The following is a 21807-nucleotide window of genomic DNA, read 5'->3' as shown; positions in this document are numbered from 1 at the left end:
CACTCCCTAAAAAAAGAAAATATGTTCTGTTTAATATTGTATATCGAAAATATATTCTATTCAATAGGTAAATGTTTCCATTAAATGTATTTTTATGATAAAGAATCATTTTATATAAAATTAATAGTAAGGATTCGGGCGGGGTACATATTTTTGATGAATATAATAGATTTTTGTATAATAATGTGATAAAATAATTAAATAAAAAATTTAATGTTATTTTATTATTATTTGCAACGTGCCAAGGAGGTAAAATATGAGGGCTAACGCTGTTGGAACAAGGGAAAATATAATTGTTATCGATAAAGCGGAATTTGGCGGCATGACTGTTGAAGTTTTGGAATATCAAAAACTTTTGGGAACGACTAATATAAATTCCGCTGTTGATATGTACTATATGGCAAAGCAAAATATTCGTGCCAGGCAGATTGCAGTATATCTGAATAAAGATTCGGTTAAGATAGAACCCGGAGCCATGAGTTATTTTCAGGGAAATTTGGAAATGGTTTCAGGCGTTACCGCAAGGAATGTATTGGGACGCATGGTTTCCGGGGCGGTAACGGGAGAAAGAGTTGCGCAGCCTGAATATAAAGGCAGCGGCATGATCGTTTTGGAGCCTTCTTTTAAACATTTTATTGTGCTTCAAATGGAACAGGAGCATATAATTGTCGATAAGGGAATGTTTTATTGCGCCCAAGGAAGCATTGAAGTAAGCCCTGTTATGATGAAGAATGTTTCTTCCGGCCTTTTAGGAGGGGAAGGTATATTTCAGATTTCTCTTAAGGGCAGCGGGATTGCAGTTCTGGAATGTGCGGTTCCCAGCAGTGAAATTGACGTTATAGAAATGGAAAACGATACGCTGAAAGTTGACGGCAATTTTTCAATACTTCGTTCGGGAAATATCGATTTTACGGTGGAGCGTTCTGCAAAAACGCTTGTTGGTTCCGCTGTGAGCGGGGAGGGCCTCGTTAATGTTTACAGAGGCACCGGAAGCGTTTGGCTTGCGCCTACTTTAAAGGTGTATGACGCTGTAAATCAAGCTTCATATTTAGGCGGAAATGTAAAGTCAGTTAATACAAACACAAGCAAGTAACAGCCTTTATATTATTATGGTTAAGGCAGCGATTTAATCAAGACCGGAATATCTGTACTTTATAAAAACAATAGCTGCATACAATATAAAAATGAATTAGCATGATTTAATTAGAGATTCAAAGATTAATTTTTGCAGAAAAAATAATTATTTTAGCGCTGTAATTTGCTGGATTTAAAATTTAGCTATATATGGCGCTTTTTAAATTTATTATCGGAAAATATAGACGTATGCTGTAGTGTGACAAAAAAGTTTAAATTGCGTCGTGCCTGTGATATAATTATTAATGTTGTTATGGGATTGTGGGTTTATTGGATTGTGTTGGTGAAATAAATGTTTTTTGTGTTTGAAAATCAAGAAGAGGAAAATAAGTTTTTGTATTTATATTATAAATATAATAAGCTTTTATACAAATATGTATATGACATTTTAAAGAATAAAGCTGATACTGAAGACGTTCTTCAGATGACTTATTTTAAATTGTCTAAGAACATGGGAAAAATTATGAATTCCAACGATAGGAAATGTGTTAATTATTTGATAACGATATCTGTTAATACTGCTATAAGCATTTATAACGAACGCAAAAACAAAGGCAGCAATTTAAGCTATGACGAAGTTTTTGAAAATGTTATAAGCGACGGCTTTGGAGACGCTTACAGGCATTTTGAATACAGCAGGCTTCTTGATAAAATAGAAGCGCTTGATGAAGAGTTAAGGCTTCCGCTTATATTAAAATTTGTTTATGGGTATTCGATTAAAGAAATATCCAAAGAGCTTAAAATATCCGAGGCAAATGTTGGCGTCAGGATTTTCAGGGCTAAGAATAAACTAAAGAAGTCTTTGGCGGAGTGAGGTGGTTCTAATGTCTGAAATAAATAAAGACGACGATATGTTTGAGGAAATGCTTGCAAAGGCGTTGGGAGAATATGTTGAAAAGTGCGGCGAGAAATACGAAAACGAACTTAACGCAATTCCGCAGCCCGAGTATTCAAAAGGTTTTGAAAAGAAAATAAAAAAGATAATAAAGGAAAATTCGATTTCAAAGGGCGTATGGTACAAAAATCGTACGGTGAAATTTGCAGCTGTTATTTCGCTTATATTGATTTTCAATATACAGTTTATAAGCAGTATAGACGCTGATAAATTCAGGTTTATAACGAAATATTTTATTGAAGATAACGACAGTACAAAAATTTCATTCGGAGAAAACACTTTGAACTATAACTTTGAGGAAATACCCGTAGGATGGGATTACATAAGTTTGCCGCAGTATATGCCGCCCGGTTACAAAGTTGACAAATACAGTATTGATGATAATGTTATATACATATACTATAAAAACGGCGCCGATACAGTTATATTTATGCAAAGCAGAAATATAGAAAGCGGCGTTAACATTGATAATGAAAATTCAAAAATTAAAACTGTGAGCGTAAACGGCAAAGAAGCATACATAGTTGAAAACGGTGAAAGAAATATACTTGTTTGGGATGACGAAAGGTATTTATATAGTTTATTGGGCGGCTTGGACAGGGATGAGCTTGTTAAAGCGGCTGAAAGCTTAAAACGTATGGACAGCAAATAAAAGACCGGTTTCTGTTATTAATAATAGCAGAAACCGGATTTTTTATATTTTTTTATATTTTTTGTAAAAAAATACGACTTTTTGGAGTTTAAATATAGAACGCGTTCAAAAATACAATTTTTATTAATGAGGAGAGAGTTATTGTGAAAAAGAAATTCGGTTTGATTTTATTGGCTTTGACGATGTGCATGGGCAGCATAGCCCCGGTTTATGCTGCGGCAAATCAAAATACTTCAACTGTTATAAAGCATGTCGATCCGAGGTATAAAGACATACAGATGATTATAACAAGCTTTGAAGTGCTTCCGAGCGGAAGGGCTGAATACGGCGCGCAGATATTTACAACTTCTGGATATAAAATCCGTGTAAGAGGAGAGATTGAAGAATGGCGAAACGGAGAATGGGTAAGCATTTATTCTGATACCCGTTCTGAAAAAGTAAGGGATATGTCGTATAATGGATATACAGTTGTAGATCCTGACGGAGACTACAGAATGAAATATACGATTACTGTTTCATACGGAAGCGGAAGCGTTGAAACTGTAACGGAATATCACTATGCAAACTAAAAAAGCATTTAATCGGAAATATACCGATACTGCATATTATAATTAAAAATTTAATTTAAACTGGGATGGTATGTCTATATGAAAGAATTTATTTCGGGCAATATTAAGCTTATTAATGAAACGTTGGCGATAATTTTAAATGGTTCATATGAAATTAATGGGAAAACAGTGAAATTGAAATTAAAAAAAGACCAAATAACTGAAAGTACAGTTTATTCAAACGAGAAAGTTAATAGGCTGATTAACTATCCAGTTTATCAAAACCCTATTTCATCGGAAAGATGCCAATTTTCTGTTGAGAATAAAGATTCATTTGAAGTTGCTTTGGATGTTATAGACAGTGATTTGTTTAAGTCTGATAAAAATGCAAATAATGTTCTTGTCTTAAATTTTGCAAGCCCCATATATCCGGGCGGAGGAGTGCTGTTTGGCGAAAAAGGGCAGGAAGAGGATCTGTGCAGGAGAAGTACGCTTTTAATTTCGCTTTTGGGTAAGGGCGCAAGAAGCATGTATGAGTACAACAGAAACAACATGTCTTTTACTGCTTCGGACTATATGGCCGTTTCTCCGAATGTAGAAATTATCCGAGGGGAAAATATGGAACTGCTCGACGATACGAAGATTGTATCCGTTTTGACCGCTACAGCTCCGATAGCGATAGAAGGGTTGCAAAATATTGAAGAGGAAGAACTTGAAAAACTTATTTTTAACCGTATTTTGGGAATGCTTCGAATTGCAGTTTCTAAAAAATACGAATATCTTGTTTTAGGAGCATGGGGATGCGGGGCATTTGCAAATGATGCCGATGTTATCTCACGCCTTTTCAAAAAGGCGTTTGAATATGTGGACAGCAGTTTGGAAGGAAACGGCTCTTTTTTTAAAAAAGTTGTGTTTGCCGTACTTGATAATACGGAAGATCAATATAATTATAAGTGTTTTAAAAACAATTTCTAAATCTTTTAAGGGGTTAAAAGATAACCGGAGATAATTTTGTAAAAGCAAAATTCAGGATTAATAATAGCCCTCCGTAAATATTTTCGGAGGGCTATTTTTGTACGTCGGTAATTTGTGTGAGATTAGACGGCTGTAAAAATTTTGATTTAATTAAGATACGTATATTAATATTTCCGTATTATTGTTGACCAACGTACCTTCTTTCGGGAATTGGTTTGCAACGGTGTTTCCGTTGCCTACAATTTTATGTTTAAGTCCGTTTTTATTGATATATTCCAAAGCTTCGTCCAGAGGTAAGCCTGTGAAATCTTTAAGGGATATACCGGCGGAGTTTTCTGATTCCGGCATTTTTACAGACGGGGGTATTTCCATATAATCAATCAGGCCGAGCATTACTTCCCTGAATGCGGGAGCGGCCGTTGTAACGCCGTCGGAATATTCAAACGGTTTGTCGATTACAACCAGGGCGGCAACTTTAGGATTTTCGGCAGGCAAAAATCCCGCAAACGTTATTGTGTACAAATCATCGCCGCGCTTTCCCTGTTCGCCGGTTCCTGATTTTCCGGCTATATAATACCCGTCTATCTTTGCTTTTTTTCCGGTGCCGCTATCTATTACCGATTGAAGATATTTATTTACGATTGCGCAGGATTCCTTTGAAATAACTTTTCTGACGGTCTGAGGTTTATTTTCGAGTACGGCGTTTCCATATTCGTCAACTACTTTTGAAACAACATACGGTTTCATAAGACTGCCTCCGCTTGCAAGTACGGAAAATGCGGTTATAGCCTGAATGGGCGTGCAGTTGAACGACTGGCCGAAAGAGCTTGTCGCAAGTTCAACGGGACCCAATTCTTCACATTTATATAACAAGTTTATGCAGCTTTCCTCATGAGGAAGGTCTATTCCCGTTTTTTCACCGAAGCCGAAATCAGTTTGATACTTGTAAAATATACTATTGCCCATGATTTCGACAATGTCCATCATTGCCGAATTACAGGAATTTGATATTACCTCTTCGAGAGTTTCGGAGCCATGACCGCTGCGTCTTATGCAATGTATTTTTCTGTCCTCAACCTGTTTATAGCCGTTACAATAAAACGTCGATTCCGGCGTTATTATCCCTTCATCAAGCGCGGCGGCAATTACCATTGGCTTAAATATCGATCCTGGTTCAAAAGTGTTTGTGACATTGAAATTTTTCCACATGTTGTTTAAGTATTCCGACTGTTTTTCATAAGGCATATTATAAAAATTTTCTTCGGATACATTGTTTGGTTTTGATGGGTTATTCAAATCAAACTGGTTTGAGTCTGCCATTGCCAAAATCTCTCCGGTGTTTGGATTCATTATAATTACGGAGGCGGTTTCGCAAGGAAACTCTTCCATAGCGTTTCTTACACCGTTTTCGGCAATTTTTTGTATGTTTTGATCTATTGTAGTTACAATGGAAAAACCGTTTTTTGGGCTGTAGTTCTGGGGTATTGTTTTAGAGCCTTCAATTATTCTGAACTGCCTTCCGTCATATCCTTCAAGGGCTGAGTTGTATATTTTCTCAAGGCCGGAGATATTTTCTCCCTTTACGAAGCCTATAACATGCGCGGCAAGAGAACCGAAAGGGTACTTGCGTTTCTGCTTTTCTTCAAGCCAAACTCCTGTAAGATTTTGGTTTTCAATTTCCGTAGCTTTATCGTAGGACACATTTTTTGCAACGGGATAATAATATGTGTTATTAATTAAATTTCCTTCGCTGTCTTTTGACAGTATATTTTCAAGACTGCCGTTTTCTAGTGGCAATGTTTTCTCAAGTAAATTAAATATTTTGATTTGTTCTTTGTCGTTTAATTGTGAAATTGTAACAGGCTCAAGTATTACGCTATAGACCGGTACACTGACGGCAAGCTTAACTGAGTTCCTATCAAGTATTTCCCCGCGCCGCGCCGGGATTGTTTTGTCAAACCCTCCAAGGCTTTGGAGCTTCGACCGTGTTTCATACTCATTTCTGTAGCAGATTTTAAAGTATGCAACACGGCTTAAAAGGGCTGCAAATATAATTATAAATATGGCTGCCGTTATATTAAGTTTAAGTTTCATTATATCACCTCAATCTAATTATTACATTTGTAAGACTAATTAAGTATTACACTTGTAAGATATAATGTCAATACTTTAAAAGAAATTGACATATAATTTTTTAATGATATAATTATATTATTACATATGTAGGAGATGAATGTTTTGAAGGAAATGCCTAAAATATCAGAAGCCGAATATGAAATTATGAAAGTAATTTGGGAGTGTGCCCCGATAAGCACAAACGATGTTGTAAAAAAGTTCGAGGGACAATCCGACTGGAGCCCTAAAACAATACAGACATTGCTTTCGAGGCTTGTTAAAAAAGGGGCTTTGGGATATGAAAAGCATAGCCGTGTTTTTGTTTATGTTCCGCTTGTTGAAGAAAATGAGTATTTGACTCATGAAAGCAGTTCGTTTCTGAAAAAATTTTATAACGGAGCATTAAATTCCATGGTGCTTAACTTCATAGAACAAGACAAATTAAGCGATAATGATATTAATGAATTGAAAAAGATACTTGAGAGCAGGAAGAAAGGTGCAAAATAATATGGTATGTTTTTTTGAAACGAGATATATTGAGAGCATTTTTATTGTCACTCTTATGATATTCGGCCTTTTGGCTGCTAAAAAGATCCTTAAAAATCATATATCGGCTGAAGGGCAGTATATAATGGGATATCTTCTTTTTATTATACTTTTACTGCCGTTTTTGCCTTACGGAATGTTTGGATTTGAAACGCCCGACATATTTGATTTCGGGATAAATAATATGCAGTATTCGCAAACCGGCGTAAGCGCGGCGGCTGTCGGAATTGAAAGCGTTTTAAAAGATTTTTCGGTTCCCGTTAATAGGGCTGATACATTGGATTTTGCGCCGTTTTTTATAGCCTTATGGGCAATAGGTGCGGCGGCTGTTTGCTATGTTATGGCCGTTTCGCTTAAAAAACTTGACAATATAAGAAAAAATTCAGAAGAAGCTGATGAAACAGTATATAATGTTTTAAATGAATGTAAAAATACTTTTAATATTAGCCGTGAAATAAAAATAGGCTGGTCAATGGTAGGTTCACCGATGATATTCGGCATTATTTCGCCTTTTATATCGCTGCCTTTAAAAATGAAAAATAAATTGTCAAATGATGAATTAAAGTTTGTTCTATACCATGAATTAAGCCATTATAAAAACAGGGACGTCCTAATCAATTATATAATTTGTATGTTTGAGATTATATATTGGTTTAATCCTGCCGTTTGGATTGCGTTTAAGAAAATGAAAACTGAAAGGGAAATTGTTTGCGACAGGGCCGTTTTGAACATAATTTCGGAAGATAATTATGCCGATTATGGAATGACTATTATTAATTTTATCGAACGTATACCCGGAAAAATTTCTTTTAATTTCGCCGCCGATATGGGCGGAAACAGGCCGGAAATATATAAAAGGATTGAAGCCATAGCGTATTTTACAAAAACCACTTTTTCATGCAGGATTAAAAATGCGGCGGCTTTTATTGCTATGTTTGTCTTAATAATATCACAGGCCTCAAGCATATCTGTCATGGCCATGGACAGCGTTTCTGAAAGCAAATCGGGAAATATTGTGAATGACGATTTAAGCGCATATTTTACCGGGTTTGATGAAGGCGCTTTTGTGATGTACAGCGCCGATGATGAAACTTACACTGTGTATAATGAAGAAACGGCAAGAAAAAGAGTTTCGCCCAATTCAACCTATAAAATATATAGTGCGCTTTTTGCCCTTGAAAGCGGCGTAATAGAAGGCAAAAATTCGGATATTAAATGGGATGGGAAACTTAATTATTTTGAAGAATGGAATAAGGATCAGGATTTGAATTCGGCAATGAAAAATTCTGTAAATTGGTATTTTGAAGAGCTTAACAAAAGGCTTGGTTTTGAAAATGTTAAAAGGTATTTTGGAAAAATCGGATACGGAAACTGCGATTTTTCCGGAGGAGAAGATGAATTTTGGGCTGAATCTTCTTTGAAAATATCGCCGTTTGAACAAGTTGATCTGCTTAAAAAGCTTTTTGATTACGATATGGATTTTGATGAAAGGAATATCGGCGACGTTATTAATTCTATCAAAATATCTGAAAACGGCGAAAACATATTGTATGGAAAGACAGGAACGGGAAACATAAACGGAAACGATGTTAACGGATGGTTTGTTGGATGCGTTGAAAACAGCGGAAGTAAATATATTTTTGCGGTTAACATAAGGAACAAAGAAAATGCCGACGGAGCCGAAGCGGCTAAAATCGCTTTAGAAATATTGGCTGATAAAGGAATTTATACTGAATAGCGGAACTTTTTAAACCTCTTATGCTTGAGAAGAAGTATAAGAGGTTTTTCTTGACAAACAAATATTACAAATGTAATATATAAATTATTACAAAAGTAATATTTATAAGGGGGCTTTATATGAACAAAATAAATTCATGCTTGATTAAAGAAAAGCGTTTATTCATTATGCTGGCAGCGGTGTTTTTTATGTTTTCTGCTGTTGCCGCCAGGCTGTTTTATTTGCAGATACTGACAGGGCAGGAGCATTTAAAAGACGTAAGAGCAAGTATAATGCGGACTGTTTCAGAATCTGCGCCACGCGGGAAAATATATGACAGAAACGGTATACCTTTGGCAGATAATTTGTCGGCATACAAATTAAAAATAGATTTAAGCGTAGACGTCAGCGGATTAAATGATATGCTTCTTAACATAATAAGGATACTTGATGAAAACGGGGAAGAATTTGTAGATACGTTCCCGATAAGCAACATTTATCCGTATGAATTTTTATTTTCAAGCGAAACAGCCGAAAAACGCTGGAAAACGGATATGGGTATGACAGGCGACGAATTAAATTTAAATGCGGCGGAAACCCTTGAATATTTCAGGGATAAATTTGAAATACCGAAAGGGCTGGAGCCGGATATTGAAAAAAAGCTGTTATCGGGAAGGGAACAGATATATATACAGCGTTACAGGAAGTATAATATGGTAACGCTTTCGGGAAAAGTCGGCTATAAAACAATTATGAAAATAGAGGAGCAAAAAAACTTGTTCCCGGGAATTTTTATTGAAGCGGAGGTGGAGAGAAACTACCCGCAAGGCGAAGCGTTTTCGCATATACTTGGATATGTCGGTTCGATTAATGATGAAGAACTTAAAGAAATGGAAGCTCATGGTTATACAATCAATGATAAAATAGGAAAAATTGGGATTGAAAAGGCATTTGAACTGATTTTAAGGGGGATTGACGGCAAAAAGGCCGTGGAAGTTGACGCATCCGGAAACAGGATAAATGAAATAAAAACAAGCGAACCGCAAAACGGAGGCGACGTGTACCTTACAATCGACAGCGTCTTACAAAATAAAGTATTTAATATACTGAAAGAAAATTTGAAAGACACTGTTATTAAAAGCATAAAAAGCGGTAAAATAACGCTGCGCGAACTATATGAATCAATGGAGAAGGGCGGCATGTTTTCCGCTGAAGAAATTGAAAGCATAAAAAAATTGTCTATGAACGAACTTATTGAAAAAATATCTTCCGATGAACTGAAAATAAATGAACTTAATGTTGATCCGTGTACAGGTTCGGTTGTTGTTATGGATGTGAATACGGGCGAAGTTTTGGCTCTTGTGTCATTTCCTTCGTATGACAATAATCAGCTTGTAAATGAATTTAATAATGAATATTATCAAAAGCTTTTAAAAGACAGCACGACGCCGCTGATAAACAGGCCGCTTATGGAAAGGAAGGCTCCCGGTTCCGTACTTAAAATGACGAGTGCGATCGCCGGGCTTGAAACAGGCGTAATAAATGAAAATACGGTAATATACGACAAAGGCATTTATAAAGATGCGGGAAAACCATATGCAAAGTGCTTAATATACTCAAGGTATGGAGCAACGCACGGAGCTACCGACGTTAGGAAAGCCATAGAAGTTTCATGCAACTATTTTTTTTATGAGTTGGCTTATCGTCTGGGAAATTCAAAAGAAGGTACAACCTTGGACTCAATAGAAATTTTTGATGAATATATGGAAAAATTCGGTTTAAATGATTATTCCGGTATCGAAATTGAGGAATCCAAACCTAAAATGGCAACTCCGGAAGCAAAGAAAAATGCAGTTGAACTGAATTATCCGGATGCTGCACAATCGCAGAAAGAATGGATGGACGGAGATTCGATAAGATGTGCGATTGGACAGTCATATAACAGTTTTTCAGCGGTAAATATCGCAAAATATATTGCGACGCTGGCAAACGGCGGAACAAGATACAAAACAACTATATTAAAAGCGGCCGCTCCCATAGGAGAAAGTATTATGTATAACAGTGCGGTCATAGAGGAAGAACTGGGCCTTAATGAAAAAAATACGAATGCCGTAAAGGAAGGAATGTACTTGGTAACACATGGAAGCTTGGGTTCTCTAAGGAATCATTTTAAAAGTTTTCCTATAGAAGTTGCGGCAAAAACAGGAACCGCCGAAGAAGCGAACAGCCGTCCTTCACATTCGTGGTTTGCAGGGTTTGCGCCATATGACAATCCTCAGATTGCGGTTGTGGTTATGATACCTTTCGGAGAATCTGAGTATTCTCCGTCTATAAATACTGCAAAGCAGGTTATCGAGGAATATTTTGGGATTAACAGAGAACCGGATACAAGCGGCATGTTTATAAATAAATTGGCGGAATAGGAGCGTTTATAGTGAGAAATTTTAAAATATTTTTTTTGTTTATATTTACAATATTTTTGTTCGGGTGTTCGGCGGATGAAGCTGAAAATGTTGAAACGCACGAAAACATGGAATATAACGGGATAGAGGAAAAACTGCAAAATTACCCAAAGCTTGACTCTTCAATAAAAGAAGATGTCAGGCAGATGTATTATTTATGGTGTGATTTTAATGAAAATATTTCGCAAAACAAGGATCCGTCGGAGGATTTTATAAATTCGGGATTTATTAATAAACTTAAAGAATTTTTTAGTTTAAAAGAAAGCCTTTCGATTGAACCTGACGATTTAGGACGTATTTTATCCCAGAATGATTTATTCCATATAGACAGGGAAACATATATTAACGGCAAAAAAATAAATGTGAGGGCCATATGCTATAACGCAGATATATTCGTACAGGCAGTAACTGACAAACCGATAAAATCAAAGTGGATTTTTATACAATATTGGACGGATAAAGACTTTAACTGCTATGTTTTATCGGATGGGGATTATTATTATCTGGATGATATTAAGCTTTATGAACATAACGGAAAACTCAATGCCCTCGTCTGCACTGAAACAACAGGTGAAATACCTCGGTCGAAAAATATTTGGTCTTTAAAATTTGAGGACGGTAAAATTCAGAAGGGAGATGCATTTGCTCAAAGAGATGAAAGCTTGCAGCCAGAAACATTCGGTATATGGGATATTAAATGGAGAGGAGATCTATTAAGCGTGTGCGTTGATATGGAAGATGTGGAATTCTCCTTTAATTCGCCTGTGTGTCGATTTGAAGGGAATAACATAAAATTTTCATATACCGAAATTGACGGCTCTATATACGAATTAGATATTATATATAATTATGAAAATGGAGCTTACGTTATTGTATAGAAGTGTAGGAGCAATAAAAAATACATATCCGGAATAATAAATTATGATTGCAGAAAGAGTCTATATATATAATGGAATTTGAGTACATTATCCGGATATTTTTTGAAAGCGGCTGAATGTCGGGATTTAAATCATATAATTAAAGACTGCTCTGTAGGTTTGATTTTTGGGGATTACATATGCAGGGATGATTTATTTTTTCGGATTACAGCGGTTGAAGTTGTTTTTGTACACGTTATAAAATGGTTTTCGGCCAAATATTATAATTAAGATTCCGTATTCTGTATTTAAAGGCGCGCCTCGTGATTTTGCACGGCGCGCCATTTTTATATTTATGCAGCGTATATTAATTAAGGCATAATTACGAAAAACAAAAACAGTATTTTGTTTACATTTGTGAATTTTTGGAATATAATTAAATAATAATTATTATTATTTAAGAATGAGGAGGTTTTTATATTGGCAATTTATAAATGCAGTATTTGCGGATATATATATGATGAAGAAAAAGAAGGCAAACCGTTTAGCATGTTGGAGAAATGTCCTATCTGTAATGCCCTGCCTGAAAAATTTATTAAAGTTGAAACAGAGCCTGAATCGGAAATACCCGTTGTTTTAAATGAAAATGAGATAAGCGGGCTTAATTATCCGAAAGAATATGAAAGGCATGATGAAACGTGCCGTTATATGGAAGAAATACATCAAATGGCCCGCTCCGGAAGTTCCATTATAGACGCCATGGGAACAAAAATGCCTATGCCGGACTGGGATGATATACTTATTTTAGGCGCGCAGCTTAATCCGCCGCCTCTTGATGAACATGCCCCTGTAATGACAACTACAGTTATTGGAAAAAATGCAAAAAGGCCTATGATTATAGACAGCCCGGTGTACATTTCACATATGTCTTTCGGAGCGTTGTCAAAGGAAACGAAAGTTGCGCTTGCAAGGGGAAGCGCTATGGCAAAAACGGCAATGTGCAGCGGAGAAGGAGGAATACTTCCCGAGGAAATGGAAAGCGCATATAAATACATATTTGAATATGTGCCAAATCTTTACAGCGTCACTGATGAAAACTTGAGAAATGCAGACGCTGTCGAAATAAAAATAGGCCAGGGCACAAAACCGGGAATGGGCGGTCATTTGCCTGGAAGTAAAGTTACGCCTCAGATAGCCGAGATAAGAAACAAGCCTGTCGGAAAAGATGTAATAAGCCCTTCAAAATTTCCGGGGATAAATACAAAGGAGGATTTGAAAGCTCTTGTTTCGGAACTTAGGAAGAGGACTGACGGCAGGCCGATTGGAATAAAAATTGCAGCGGGCCGTATTGAAAAGGATTTAGAATACTGCGTATTTGCCGAGCCTGATTTTATAACTATTGACGGAAGGGGTGGAGCTACAGGGGCAAGCCCTAAAATAATAAGGGACTCTTCAAGCGTTCCTACGATATATGCTTTATATAGGGCGAGAAAATATCTTGATTCTGTTAAATCAGATATTTCTCTTGTTATAACGGGAGGGCTCAGAGTTTCATCTGATTTTGCAAAGGCTATAGCAATGGGAGCCGACGCTGTTGCCATTGCCTCGGGGGCGCTTATTGCCGCAGCCTGCCAGCAGTACAGGATATGCGGAAGCGGCATGTGTCCTGTAGGGGTGGCAACTCAAGACGAAGAACTCAGAAAAAGGTTTAAAGAAGACGCCGCCGCTGTGCGCGTTGCAAATTATCTGAATGTTTCTCTTGAAGAATTAAAGACATTTGCCAGAATAACAGGCCACAGCAATCTCCATGATTTGAGCGTCGAGGATTTATGTACTGTCAGCAGGGAAATTTCCGAATTTACGAATATAAAGCATGCATAGATTAGGCCGATGATGTCCGTATCATACGAACGGTTTTTCAGTATTAATGTATTGTTTATAATGAAAAGGACGTTAATAATATTTTTATCGGATATGTACAAAAGTTTGTTTGACTTGATTTATTTAATTGCGGAATATTTCCGGTTGTCAGGGCAAAGTACGTTTCCGAAATAATTTTATAAGCTGTGGATAAATTAATCGGCGGCTTTATAAGAGCAATATTTTTATAAGTTTATTGTGCAGATCTTTATTAAAGCCGCGGTTTATATCCGTATTGTTATGGTTGAATTTGAAGGGCTGATATAAGGGGGTTTTTGGATATTTTATATTACAAAATTTCCACGTATGGGATTTTTGCAATATAAAAGTACAGTTTACAAGGGACTACACAGGGTAGGTATCTGACGGGAGGGGTGCCGCCAGTCAGATTTTCCATGTGATGTTCAAGCTGTCGCTTGTGGCGGCTATGGTGGTGATCATCAAATCCACCACACGCCGCTTGTCATCAAAAGATACATTCTCCCAGGTATCGAGGTAGCCGGAAATCTGGCTGACCTGTTCCGGGCTGATGGCCTCCACAGTCAACTCCGCTATCCTTGCCAGAAGTTCCTGCTTGCGCCCGTCCAGTTCCGCTATCTTCACATTCACATAGGAGAACAGGACATTGTTTGCCCCCGTCAGACTGTCCACCAGCTTTTCAATCTCGCTGTCTACATGGGCAAGTTCCACTTGCAGGGCGGTGATTTTCGGGTTTGCCTTTGCCGCTTTCTTTTTTCCTGTCAGCGTCTTGTAGCTTGCCAGCTTCTTTACCATCTGCTGATAAACAACCGCTTCCAGTTCCGAAGTGATGATTTTCCCACAGCCAGGACAGCTTTTATTGTCCAGCCGTTTCGTGCAGCGGAGATACTGTTTGCCGGAGGGATTGTAGATACTCATAAGAGCATACCCGCAATTCCCGCACTTGATTTTTCCTGCCAGCCATGTGTGGGTGGCTTTCCGGGCAGACTGGATTTTCATGTTGTTCATCAGCTTCTTGCGGCAGGTCAGCCAGGTGTCGGAGGGGACGATACCCTCATGGGGAGCCAGTACCAGCATTTGGTCTTTTAAGTCGTTTTTCTTGCTGGCCTTTACATCTCGCCCTTGATACAGATAGCAGCCGTTCATGCCCGTAAAATCGGCAACGTCATTGACGATGACTGTACCTTGACTTTTGAAAAATTCGTACACATCAAGGTCTGCCTGCACATAGACAGGATTGCGTAACATCTGCGCCAGCGTGGGGCGTATCAGCTCTTTGCCATGGAACAAAATCCCCTGTTCGGCAAAGTACCGGGTAATGTCCCCGTAGGAAGTTGTGGGCTGGGCGTACATCTCAAACATCAGCCGGATATTGGCCGCTTCCTCCGGGTTTACCACCAGCTTCTTTGTGTTGATACCGTCCATCTTGATAGGCTCCGTATGGAAGCCGTAAGGGGCTTTCCCGCCCATCTTAAAGCCCCGCTGACTGCGGGAGTAGTAAGCGTCCGTTACCCGCTTCTGTATCGTTTCCCGTTCAAGCTGGGCGAACACGATACAGATATTCAGCATGGCCCGTCCCATCGGCGTGGAGGTATCAAACTTTTCCGTAGAGGACACAAACTCCACATTGTACTGCTGGAACAGCTCCATCATGTTGGCAAAGTCCAGAATGGAACGGCTGATACGGTCGAGCTTGTAAACCACGACCTTTGCAATCAAGCCCCGCTTGATGTCCCGCACCAGTTCTTGAAACTTCGGACGGTCTGTGTTCTTGCCGCTGTACCCTTTGTCTGTGTATTCCTTGCAGTTACCGCCTTTCAACTCGTATTTGCAAAATTCAATCTGGCTTTCAATGGAAATGCTGTCCTTTTTGTCTACCGATTGTCTTGCATAGATTGCGTCTATCCGATTGTTCATATTGTCGCTCCTTTTCTTAAAAAAGAAACGGAGCTGCTGACAGTTCTATTATACCGCCAGCAGCCCCGCAAATCAATGATGGGTTTGGAAAACCTTATGTCCCGGCTTCCTCACTCTCCCGCTTGTCGGCGTACTTGCGGAACACCTCATAAAGCTGCTGTTCCAGTTCCCGGCGTTTGGCTGCTTCCTGTTCCGGCGTGAACACCGGGGAGAGATTTTCCAGTGTGATTTCCTTTCCCTGAAAAGTCACGATTTCGATTTCCTTTTTGTATCTGATATTACTTATAAGATCACCTTTCCTTTCCATGCTGCCGCTGTTGCCGTTTCAGTTCCGCTAAAATCTCCGGCGGGATACGGTCAACCAGCCGCCGCATATCGTCCAGTTCGCTTTTTAACTTCGCCCGTTCCATCGTGTCATTCATCTTGCCTTTTTCGCTGGCCTTTGCCCTGACTTCCAGCTTTTCATTTTCCGCTAACAAGTCATTGATTGTGACCTTGTATTTTTTCAGTTGCCCGGAGAAGTTCTCCATCTGCGGAAACCACTTTTTCAGCATGGAGAGGGCTTCCTCTTTCTTCTTTCCGGCGTTCAGCGGGGTAATGCCGGAGAGAACCGCTTCAATGGCCCTCGCCTGTTTGGAGAGGTTGACCGCCTGTTTGAACAGCCGGGTGGGGATATGCTTCCGGCCCGTCTTGCTGGCGCTTTCCCCACGCTCCAGGTCGGGGTACTGCTCCACCATACAGGCGTGAAAATCGTCCTGCCACTTCGTCAGATTGGCCCGGTTGCCGATAATTTCTTTGGCGCACAGGCGGTTGTCCTTTGTCAGCGGCACAAAGACCAAGTGCAGATGGGGCGTTTTTTCATCCATGTGTACCATAGCCGAAACGATGTTCTCCCGGCCCACCCGGTCAATGAGGAAGTCCGCCGCCCTCTGGAAGTAGGCCGCTATCTCCTTTGGGGACTTGCCCTTGAAAAACTCCGGGCTGGCGGTAATCAGCGTGTCCACAAACCGAGTGCTGTCCTTGCGGGTGCGGCATCTGGCCTGCTCGATGCGGCTCTGAATGAAATGGTAGTAGCGGCCATCCGGCTTGACGATGTGGAAATTGTACTTGCTCCGGCTGGTGTCAATGTCCGGGTTGCTGGCGTACTGCTCCTTTTTCCGTTCATGGTGGGCTTCCAGCGGCCCCGCCGGGTGGCCCTTGTGCTTCTCAAATCGCAAAATTGCGTGTTGTGCCATTGAACTCCTTTCCCCATTCCATTCCTTTCCGGCGGGTTTTCCCGCCGAAAATATCTCTGATAGGATTGGAATGGAATGAATGTAAATAGATGGTTTTAATCTCTGTATTTCTATATACCGTCAGATTTCCGTACTTCAAGAGGATTGATTTTCGTACTCGCCAAGTACGGTTTTCAGCCCTCCGGCGTACCATAACCGGATTTCTTGAAGTCGGTGTTTGGAACCGCTTCATAGGATTTCGGGTAAATGCGGTTGGGTTTTCCACAGCCCTGTTTCTGGATTTCCACCAGCCCCGCATACTGCAACTCCCGCAGGGTGTTGACCGCTTTCTGCCGCCCGCAGCGGAGCAAAGCGACCACCTCGCAGATGGGGTAGTACAGGTAGACCCGCCCGTACTCGTCCGCCCAGCCGTTCTTCCGGGACAACTCCGCCCGGCGCAGGACAAAGGCATACAGCACCTTCGCTTCGTTGCTCAAGGGCTGGAATGTGGGTGCTTCAAAAAGGAAATTGGGGAGCCGGGTGAAACTGAACGCCTTTTCCGGCTGGTGAATATAAATCGTGTTTGTCATAGCGTGTTTTGTGGACGGTTAGAGGCCCGTTTTCCGGGGCGAATGATAAATGATACCAGCCGCCCCGGTTGAGGGCTTGCGGAGCCTTGCAAATCAAGGCTTTTCCCGCTCTTAACTGTCCACAGCAGACCTCCTTTTCCGTTCACTTTCTGTTTTCTGCCGCCTGTGAACTCTGGCGGCGCAGTCCGGGCAGTATTTGCCCCGGTTGGACTTCGGGACGAACACACCGCCGCACTCCGCACAGCGTTTCAAGTCCCTGTCCCGGTAAATCTCCGCTTCCAGCGTCCTGTCCAGCGGCAAGACCGCCCAGCGGAACCACTTGCAGCAGACGGAGAACGAAATCATCTGCGGACAGGCGCAGGTGTCGCCATCGTCCAGCGCAAGGCAGTTTCCGTCCTCGCAGTTGCAGCACTCCCGGCGTATCAGGCCGCTGGCTCGTCTCTTCTGGGGCGGGGTTATGCGGTAGGGGGAGCCGTCCGGCCTGTGTTCCAGCGGCGGCAGGTGTTGATAGGGTCTTTTGCTCATGCGTCCCTCCGTTTTCTTTGGCGTGTTCTGTTTCCAAGGTGCTTGTCCATCGATGAACTATCCCAAGTCTACACCTTTTTGACCGCCTGTGCCGTATATCCAAGAGGTAGGAAATCAGCCTGAAAAACTCCCTATTTCCACGCTCTCGGATTTGTGATATAATCAAAAAAAGATAAAAGACAAATTCAGGTTTCTGGTCTTCTTGCACAAAATAAAGGAGGAGCTATTATGCAAATTGTTTATATTCCAAGCGAATCAATGTCTGTTCAAGGTAAAAAAGATGAAATCTATAAAAGATATGGGAAAGACTGGAATATTAGAGAACAGGGAGGAGGTAACGGAAATTGGTTGTTGACCAGAAAAAGTGATGTGCTTGTAGATGGAAAAAGTTATCGTACTTTTGTACTTGAACACTACGGTAAATCCAAGCTGACAGCGAAGCTTGTTGATAAATTTCGTGAAGATGTAGCAAATGGTAAAATAAAACTGTAAATGCCTATGCCGTTATGCTATGAGCATAGTACATAGCATAACGGCTTCTCTTTCGTTGAGCTAGCAAGGAGGGTGAATATGTCTTTATCCATACAAGAGCGATTAAAAGACCTACGTGTGGAGCGTGGCTTGACGCTGGGGCAGCTTGCGGAGCAGACCGGGCTTTCCAAGTCTGCGCTGGGCAGTTACGAAACGGAAGACTTCAAGGACATCAGCCACTATGCCCTTATCCGGCTGGCGAAGTTTTACGGTGTGACCGCTGATTATCTGCTGGGGCTGTCTGAAATGAAAAATCACCCAAACGCCGATCTTGCAGACCTGCGTTTGAGTGATGAAATGATTGACCTGCTGAAAAGCGGGAGGATAGACAATACCCTGCTGTGTGAGCTGGCGGCGCACCCGGATTTCCCCCGGCTGATGGCTGACCTTGAAATCTATGTGAACGGAACGGCACTGAAACAGGCGCAGGGTGCAAACGCCATAGTGGACACGATGAGCGCAACTGTTATAAAAAAGCATAATCCTGGCATGAGTGATACGCAGTTAAGACAGCTTATCACCGCCCATATTGATGAGGACGAGTTTTGCCGCTATGTGATACAACGGGACATAAACGGGATTGCCCTTGCTCTGCGGGAAACACACAAGGACGATTTTTTCAGCGTCCCAGAGGATAACCCGCTAAAAGAAATGCTGGAAACTGCTGGTGAAATCGTCAGCCAGGACAGCGACACGGAACAAGCGTACTTGGCGTTTATCTGCAAACGGCTCAAGCTGAATTTTAGGAAGCTGTCAGTAGAAGAACGGAAGTGGCTGAAAAAGATTGCGGAAAAATCCGACTTGCTGAAGAATCCAAAACCGCAGAGAGGACGAAGATAAAAAATGCCTGAACGGCGGTTCTGGTTTTTCAGAACCACCATCCAGGCATTTTGTTTAGTAATAGAAAAAGGTGCAGTTGATTATTGCGTATTGTCAATCTCTCTCAAACCGGGTAGTAAAAATACGGCAAGCGCAACGATGATAATGCCAATTCCGCAAATGACAAACCATTTCTCAACTCCCAGCCGCTCCGCCAGAGGCCCGGAAATGACAAGGCCAAACGGCATGGCGAGGGAAGCGGCGCTTGTCAGTAGAGAAAAAACTCTCCCCAGATATTCTGGTTTGACCGTTTCTTGAAAAATCGCATTTTGCACACCGTAAAATGGAGCGGAAATTCCCATAACAGTACAGCACACAACAAAGACAAGAAATGCGTCTGGCGGCAAAAGCCCGGAGAGCATATTGCTAACGCCCATCAGGAGAACGGAAAGACCGATGGTGTACCGCCGTTTCTTAAAACCGCCCCAAATGCTCAGAATGACTCCGCCAAGCAGCATACCAACCGCAAAAGCAATTTCAGCGGCAGAGGCATGGGCCGGTGTTCCTTTGAAGTATGACATACAGATGAGAGGAAAAAGCGTACTGATTGGCATATAAAAGAACATATAAATTACACCAATCCAGAGCAGAGCAAAGAGGCCCCTGTTTTGCTTTAATACCACATACCCCTCTTTCATATCCTGTAAAAACTGTTGTCTTTTCGTTTCTGGACATAGTTCAGGCGTTGGTATGGACGAAATCGCAACAGTCACACAGGCAAGGATTGCACCCACAATATCTAACAATATAATTGCATTAAGAGGCCAAACAGCATATAAAAACGCTGCGGCAGCTGGACTGATAATCGCACTTACTGCTTGCATGGTCTGCGTGTAACCAGCGCATTTTGTAAGTTCCTCTTTTGGCACAATCATAGGTGTTGCTGCGCTGAATGCTGGAGAATGAAAAGCAGTTCCCGCACTTCGGATTAACAGGACAACCATAATAGACCATACGGGCAATTCCATGTAAAACGCCACCAGCGCCAGAATACCGCCAGCGGCGGCAATTATCAAATCCGCACCAATCATTACGCTTTTACGGCTGTGCCGGTCAACAAAAGCACCTGCAAACGGGCCTAAACAGGCTTGCGGCAAAAATCCAATCAGTGTTGCCGCCGTCAATATGATTGCAGAATTAGTTTTCGCAACCAAATAAAAGATAATGGCCATTTGCAAAATACCGCTGCTAATAAAGGATATTGCTTGTCCGGCAAGAAGTGTAAAATAAGTTTTTCTCCATGAATTGTTGTTTTGGGTCATAATGCGAACCTCCTTTTTTATTGCATTGTTCCTTTGTTTCTGCAATAAAAAGCAGGCGTTGTCCCACAGAGAGGGCAGACGCCTGCATAACAACAAAGCACGAAAAAACACCACGATACAGTTCAAAGACTGCTCGTGTCAAACCTACGTGTTCCTTTGCATACGCACGCAAAAAAAGCCCACCATCATGTGGAAAGGTACTTCTACTTTTTATTGCTTATTAGCGTACACAAATTAACACACGTAAGCCTCCTTCCAATCTCAAACTGTCGCACAGTATAACACACATCCGATAGACTTGTCAACCATTTTTAACCTTGTTTTCCATCTTGTTTTTCCATCTCTTACGGGCAGTAGCAAAGCCAGGCGAGCCAGTCAACGGTCAAGATGAACGGCGCTTTCAGCGCCGCCGTTGACAGTCTCGCCCGTCTTTGCTAATGGGTAATCAAGGCGGGAAAGCCATTTTAGGGCTTTCCCGCCCATTTCAATTTTGGGAGAAGAAAGGCCCCAAAATGAACGAGTGCGGCCAAACACTTTTAGGGATTGGCCACCTTGTCCACCCATCCAGCGGGGCGGCGGGGAACGGTCAAGGCCGGGCGTCAGCCCATTCATTTCAGCCTTGACGGTTTCCTGCCGTCCTGCTACTTTTCCCGGAGTGTGGCCACACATCTGGTCACGGTGTCCAGAGCTTTGGGACTTTTTGTCCCATAGGCCGGGGGCGGAGGACGAGGGACGGGGGCTTTCATAATACGCCCTGTCTGCTGCTGAAATCAGCCCTTTGTTTCCGGCTTACCAGCCCCAAACAAAGCCCTGCTTTCCTGCCGCGTCAAATGCCCTTGCCCTCCCCGGCGGCAACGGTATTTTCAGGGCAACGCCGACAGAGCGTATAACACACTACACTTTGCTCCGCAAAGTCGTGTGCCAAATGGGGCGCTGCCCCCTTTGGAAACCCCCGCAACAAACAGGTGCTATGCACCCAGCCGGGAGCATAGCGCCGTTTGTTGTCAGCAGCCCGTTTCACGGTCTGCGTGTAGTTCCTTGTAAACTGACCTAAAGCTAAATATAAACTAATGCCGTTCTCCTTTTACA

Annotated in this window: 20 protein-coding genes; 12 read left to right on the top strand and 8 right to left on the bottom strand. The window is 41.2% G+C overall.

The features are described 5' to 3' along the window. Positions 1-256 precede the first annotated feature (256 nt). The 5 genes from NE664_06200 to NE664_06180 all read left to right on the top strand — a co-directional run bounded on the left by NE664_06200 (position 257) and on the right by NE664_06180 (position 4204). Positions 257-1093: an AIM24 family protein gene (locus NE664_06200; protein ID MCQ4726255.1), complete on the top strand. Its 837-nt coding sequence runs from the start codon at positions 257-259 to the stop codon at positions 1091-1093. Between the two features lie 333 nt (positions 1094-1426). Further along, entirely contained in the window at positions 1427-1948 is a 522-nt protein-coding gene (locus NE664_06195; GenBank protein MCQ4726254.1) for a sigma-70 family RNA polymerase sigma factor, read from the top strand. Between the two features lie 10 nt (positions 1949-1958). Then, positions 1959-2681 carry a DUF4367 domain-containing protein gene (locus NE664_06190; GenBank protein MCQ4726253.1) on the top strand — a complete coding sequence of 241 codons (723 nt, stop codon included), beginning with the start codon at positions 1959-1961 and terminating at the stop codon, positions 2679-2681. 143 nt (positions 2682-2824) lie between these two features. Further along, positions 2825-3250 carry a hypothetical protein gene (locus NE664_06185; protein ID MCQ4726252.1) on the top strand — a complete coding sequence of 142 codons (426 nt, stop codon included), beginning with the start codon at positions 2825-2827 and terminating at the stop codon, positions 3248-3250. Positions 3251-3328: 78 nt separating this feature from the next. Then, positions 3329-4204: a TIGR02452 family protein gene (locus tag NE664_06180; protein ID MCQ4726251.1), complete on the top strand. Its 876-nt coding sequence runs from the start codon at positions 3329-3331 to the stop codon at positions 4202-4204. Between the two features lie 150 nt (positions 4205-4354). On the opposite strand, the gene NE664_06175 is transcribed toward NE664_06180, so the two are convergent. Then, the gene (locus NE664_06175) at positions 4355-6298 is read right to left on the bottom strand and encodes a penicillin-binding transpeptidase domain-containing protein (protein MCQ4726250.1); all 1944 of its coding nucleotides are present in this window, start codon (positions 6296-6298) and stop codon (positions 4355-4357) included. Between the two features lie 144 nt (positions 6299-6442). On the opposite strand from NE664_06175, the gene NE664_06170 reads away from it, so the two are divergent. The 5 genes from NE664_06170 to NE664_06150 all read left to right on the top strand — a co-directional run bounded on the left by NE664_06170 (position 6443) and on the right by NE664_06150 (position 13782). Next, positions 6443-6826 carry a BlaI/MecI/CopY family transcriptional regulator gene (locus tag NE664_06170; GenBank protein MCQ4726249.1) on the top strand — a complete coding sequence of 128 codons (384 nt, stop codon included), beginning with the start codon at positions 6443-6445 and terminating at the stop codon, positions 6824-6826. A 1-nt stretch (position 6827) separates the two neighbouring features. Beyond that, positions 6828-8603, top strand: coding sequence for a BlaR1 family beta-lactam sensor/signal transducer (locus NE664_06165; protein MCQ4726248.1), 1776 nt, complete (start codon positions 6828-6830; stop codon positions 8601-8603). A gap of 119 nt (positions 8604-8722) precedes the next feature. Further along, positions 8723-11005, top strand: a complete 2283-nt coding sequence (locus NE664_06160; protein MCQ4726247.1) for a penicillin-binding transpeptidase domain-containing protein — start codon at positions 8723-8725, stop codon at positions 11003-11005. An 11-nt stretch (positions 11006-11016) separates the two neighbouring features. After that, positions 11017-11922, top strand: coding sequence for a hypothetical protein (locus NE664_06155; protein MCQ4726246.1), 906 nt, complete (start codon positions 11017-11019; stop codon positions 11920-11922). A gap of 459 nt (positions 11923-12381) precedes the next feature. Then, a complete protein-coding gene (locus NE664_06150; GenBank protein MCQ4726245.1) occupies positions 12382-13782 on the top strand; it encodes a glutamate synthase-related protein in 1401 nt (466 codons plus the stop codon). Positions 13783-14205: 423 nt separating this feature from the next. Here NE664_06150 and NE664_06145 read toward each other — a convergent pair whose 3' ends face one another. The 5 genes from NE664_06145 to NE664_06125 all read right to left on the bottom strand — a co-directional run bounded on the left by NE664_06145 (position 14206) and on the right by NE664_06125 (position 18046). Further along, positions 14206-15717: a recombinase family protein gene (locus NE664_06145; GenBank protein MCQ4726244.1), complete on the bottom strand. Its 1512-nt coding sequence runs from the start codon at positions 15715-15717 to the stop codon at positions 14206-14208. Between the two features lie 94 nt (positions 15718-15811). After that, entirely contained in the window at positions 15812-16024 is a 213-nt protein-coding gene (locus NE664_06140; GenBank protein MCQ4726243.1) for a hypothetical protein, read from the bottom strand. After that, complete coding sequence (locus NE664_06135; GenBank protein MCQ4726242.1) at positions 16008-16952, bottom strand: plasmid recombination protein; 945 nt, start codon at positions 16950-16952, stop codon at positions 16008-16010. The genes NE664_06140 and NE664_06135 overlap by 17 nt, the downstream gene beginning before the upstream one ends. A gap of 173 nt (positions 16953-17125) precedes the next feature. Beyond that, positions 17126-17521: a replication initiator protein A gene (locus NE664_06130; protein ID MCQ4726241.1), complete on the bottom strand. Its 396-nt coding sequence runs from the start codon at positions 17519-17521 to the stop codon at positions 17126-17128. A gap of 111 nt (positions 17522-17632) precedes the next feature. Further along, complete coding sequence (locus NE664_06125) at positions 17633-18046, bottom strand: cysteine-rich VLP domain-containing protein (GenBank protein ID MCQ4726240.1); 414 nt, start codon at positions 18044-18046, stop codon at positions 17633-17635. Positions 18047-18274: 228 nt separating this feature from the next. On the opposite strand from NE664_06125, the gene NE664_06120 reads away from it, so the two are divergent. Both NE664_06120 and NE664_06115 read left to right on the top strand, forming a co-directional pair. After that, a complete protein-coding gene (locus NE664_06120) occupies positions 18275-18538 on the top strand; it encodes a hypothetical protein (GenBank protein MCQ4726239.1) in 264 nt (87 codons plus the stop codon). A 78-nt stretch (positions 18539-18616) separates the two neighbouring features. After that, complete coding sequence (locus NE664_06115) at positions 18617-19417, top strand: helix-turn-helix domain-containing protein (protein ID MCQ4726238.1); 801 nt, start codon at positions 18617-18619, stop codon at positions 19415-19417. Positions 19418-19497: 80 nt separating this feature from the next. Here NE664_06115 and NE664_06110 read toward each other — a convergent pair whose 3' ends face one another. After that, on the bottom strand, positions 19498-20718 hold the full coding sequence (locus tag NE664_06110; GenBank protein MCQ4726237.1) for an MFS transporter: 1221 nt from the start codon (positions 20716-20718) through the stop codon (positions 19498-19500). A gap of 375 nt (positions 20719-21093) precedes the next feature. Then, entirely contained in the window at positions 21094-21387 is a 294-nt protein-coding gene (locus tag NE664_06105; protein ID MCQ4726236.1) for a hypothetical protein, read from the bottom strand. Between the last annotated feature and the right edge of the window lie 420 nt (positions 21388-21807).

Source organism: Anaerotignum faecicola, assembly GCA_024460105.1.
Classification (GTDB): Bacteria; Bacillota; Clostridia; order Lachnospirales; family Anaerotignaceae; genus JANFXS01.
This window is presented reverse-complemented; position numbering and strand designations above follow the sequence as displayed.

Bases quoted from the DNA above. Each gene is read 5' to 3' on its own strand.
- NE664_06200 (MCQ4726255.1), top strand. From the start codon at position 257: ATGAGGGCTAACGCTGTTGGAACAAGGGAAAATATAATTGTTATCGAT.
- NE664_06195 (MCQ4726254.1), top strand. From the start codon at position 1,427: ATGTTTTTTGTGTTTGAAAATCAAGAAGAGGAAAATAAGTTTTTGTAT.
- NE664_06190 (MCQ4726253.1), top strand. From the start codon at position 1,959: ATGTCTGAAATAAATAAAGACGACGATATGTTTGAGGAAATGCTTGCA.
- NE664_06180 (MCQ4726251.1), top strand. From the start codon at position 3,329: ATGAAAGAATTTATTTCGGGCAATATTAAGCTTATTAATGAAACGTTG.
- NE664_06175 (MCQ4726250.1), bottom strand. From the start codon at position 6,298: ATGAAACTTAAACTTAATATAACGGCAGCCATATTTATAATTATATTT.
- NE664_06165 (MCQ4726248.1), top strand. From the start codon at position 6,828: ATGGTATGTTTTTTTGAAACGAGATATATTGAGAGCATTTTTATTGTC.
- NE664_06160 (MCQ4726247.1), top strand. From the start codon at position 8,723: ATGAACAAAATAAATTCATGCTTGATTAAAGAAAAGCGTTTATTCATT.
- NE664_06145 (MCQ4726244.1), bottom strand. From the start codon at position 15,717: ATGAACAATCGGATAGACGCAATCTATGCAAGACAATCGGTAGACAAA.
- NE664_06140 (MCQ4726243.1), bottom strand. From the start codon at position 16,024: ATGGAAAGGAAAGGTGATCTTATAAGTAATATCAGATACAAAAAGGAA.
- NE664_06135 (MCQ4726242.1), bottom strand. From the start codon at position 16,952: ATGGCACAACACGCAATTTTGCGATTTGAGAAGCACAAGGGCCACCCG.
- NE664_06130 (MCQ4726241.1), bottom strand. From the start codon at position 17,521: ATGACAAACACGATTTATATTCACCAGCCGGAAAAGGCGTTCAGTTTC.
- NE664_06125 (MCQ4726240.1), bottom strand. From the start codon at position 18,046: ATGAGCAAAAGACCCTATCAACACCTGCCGCCGCTGGAACACAGGCCG.
- NE664_06120 (MCQ4726239.1), top strand. From the start codon at position 18,275: ATGCAAATTGTTTATATTCCAAGCGAATCAATGTCTGTTCAAGGTAAA.
- NE664_06115 (MCQ4726238.1), top strand. From the start codon at position 18,617: ATGTCTTTATCCATACAAGAGCGATTAAAAGACCTACGTGTGGAGCGT.
- NE664_06110 (MCQ4726237.1), bottom strand. From the start codon at position 20,718: ATGACCCAAAACAACAATTCATGGAGAAAAACTTATTTTACACTTCTT.
- NE664_06105 (MCQ4726236.1), bottom strand. From the start codon at position 21,387: ATGTGTGGCCACACTCCGGGAAAAGTAGCAGGACGGCAGGAAACCGTC.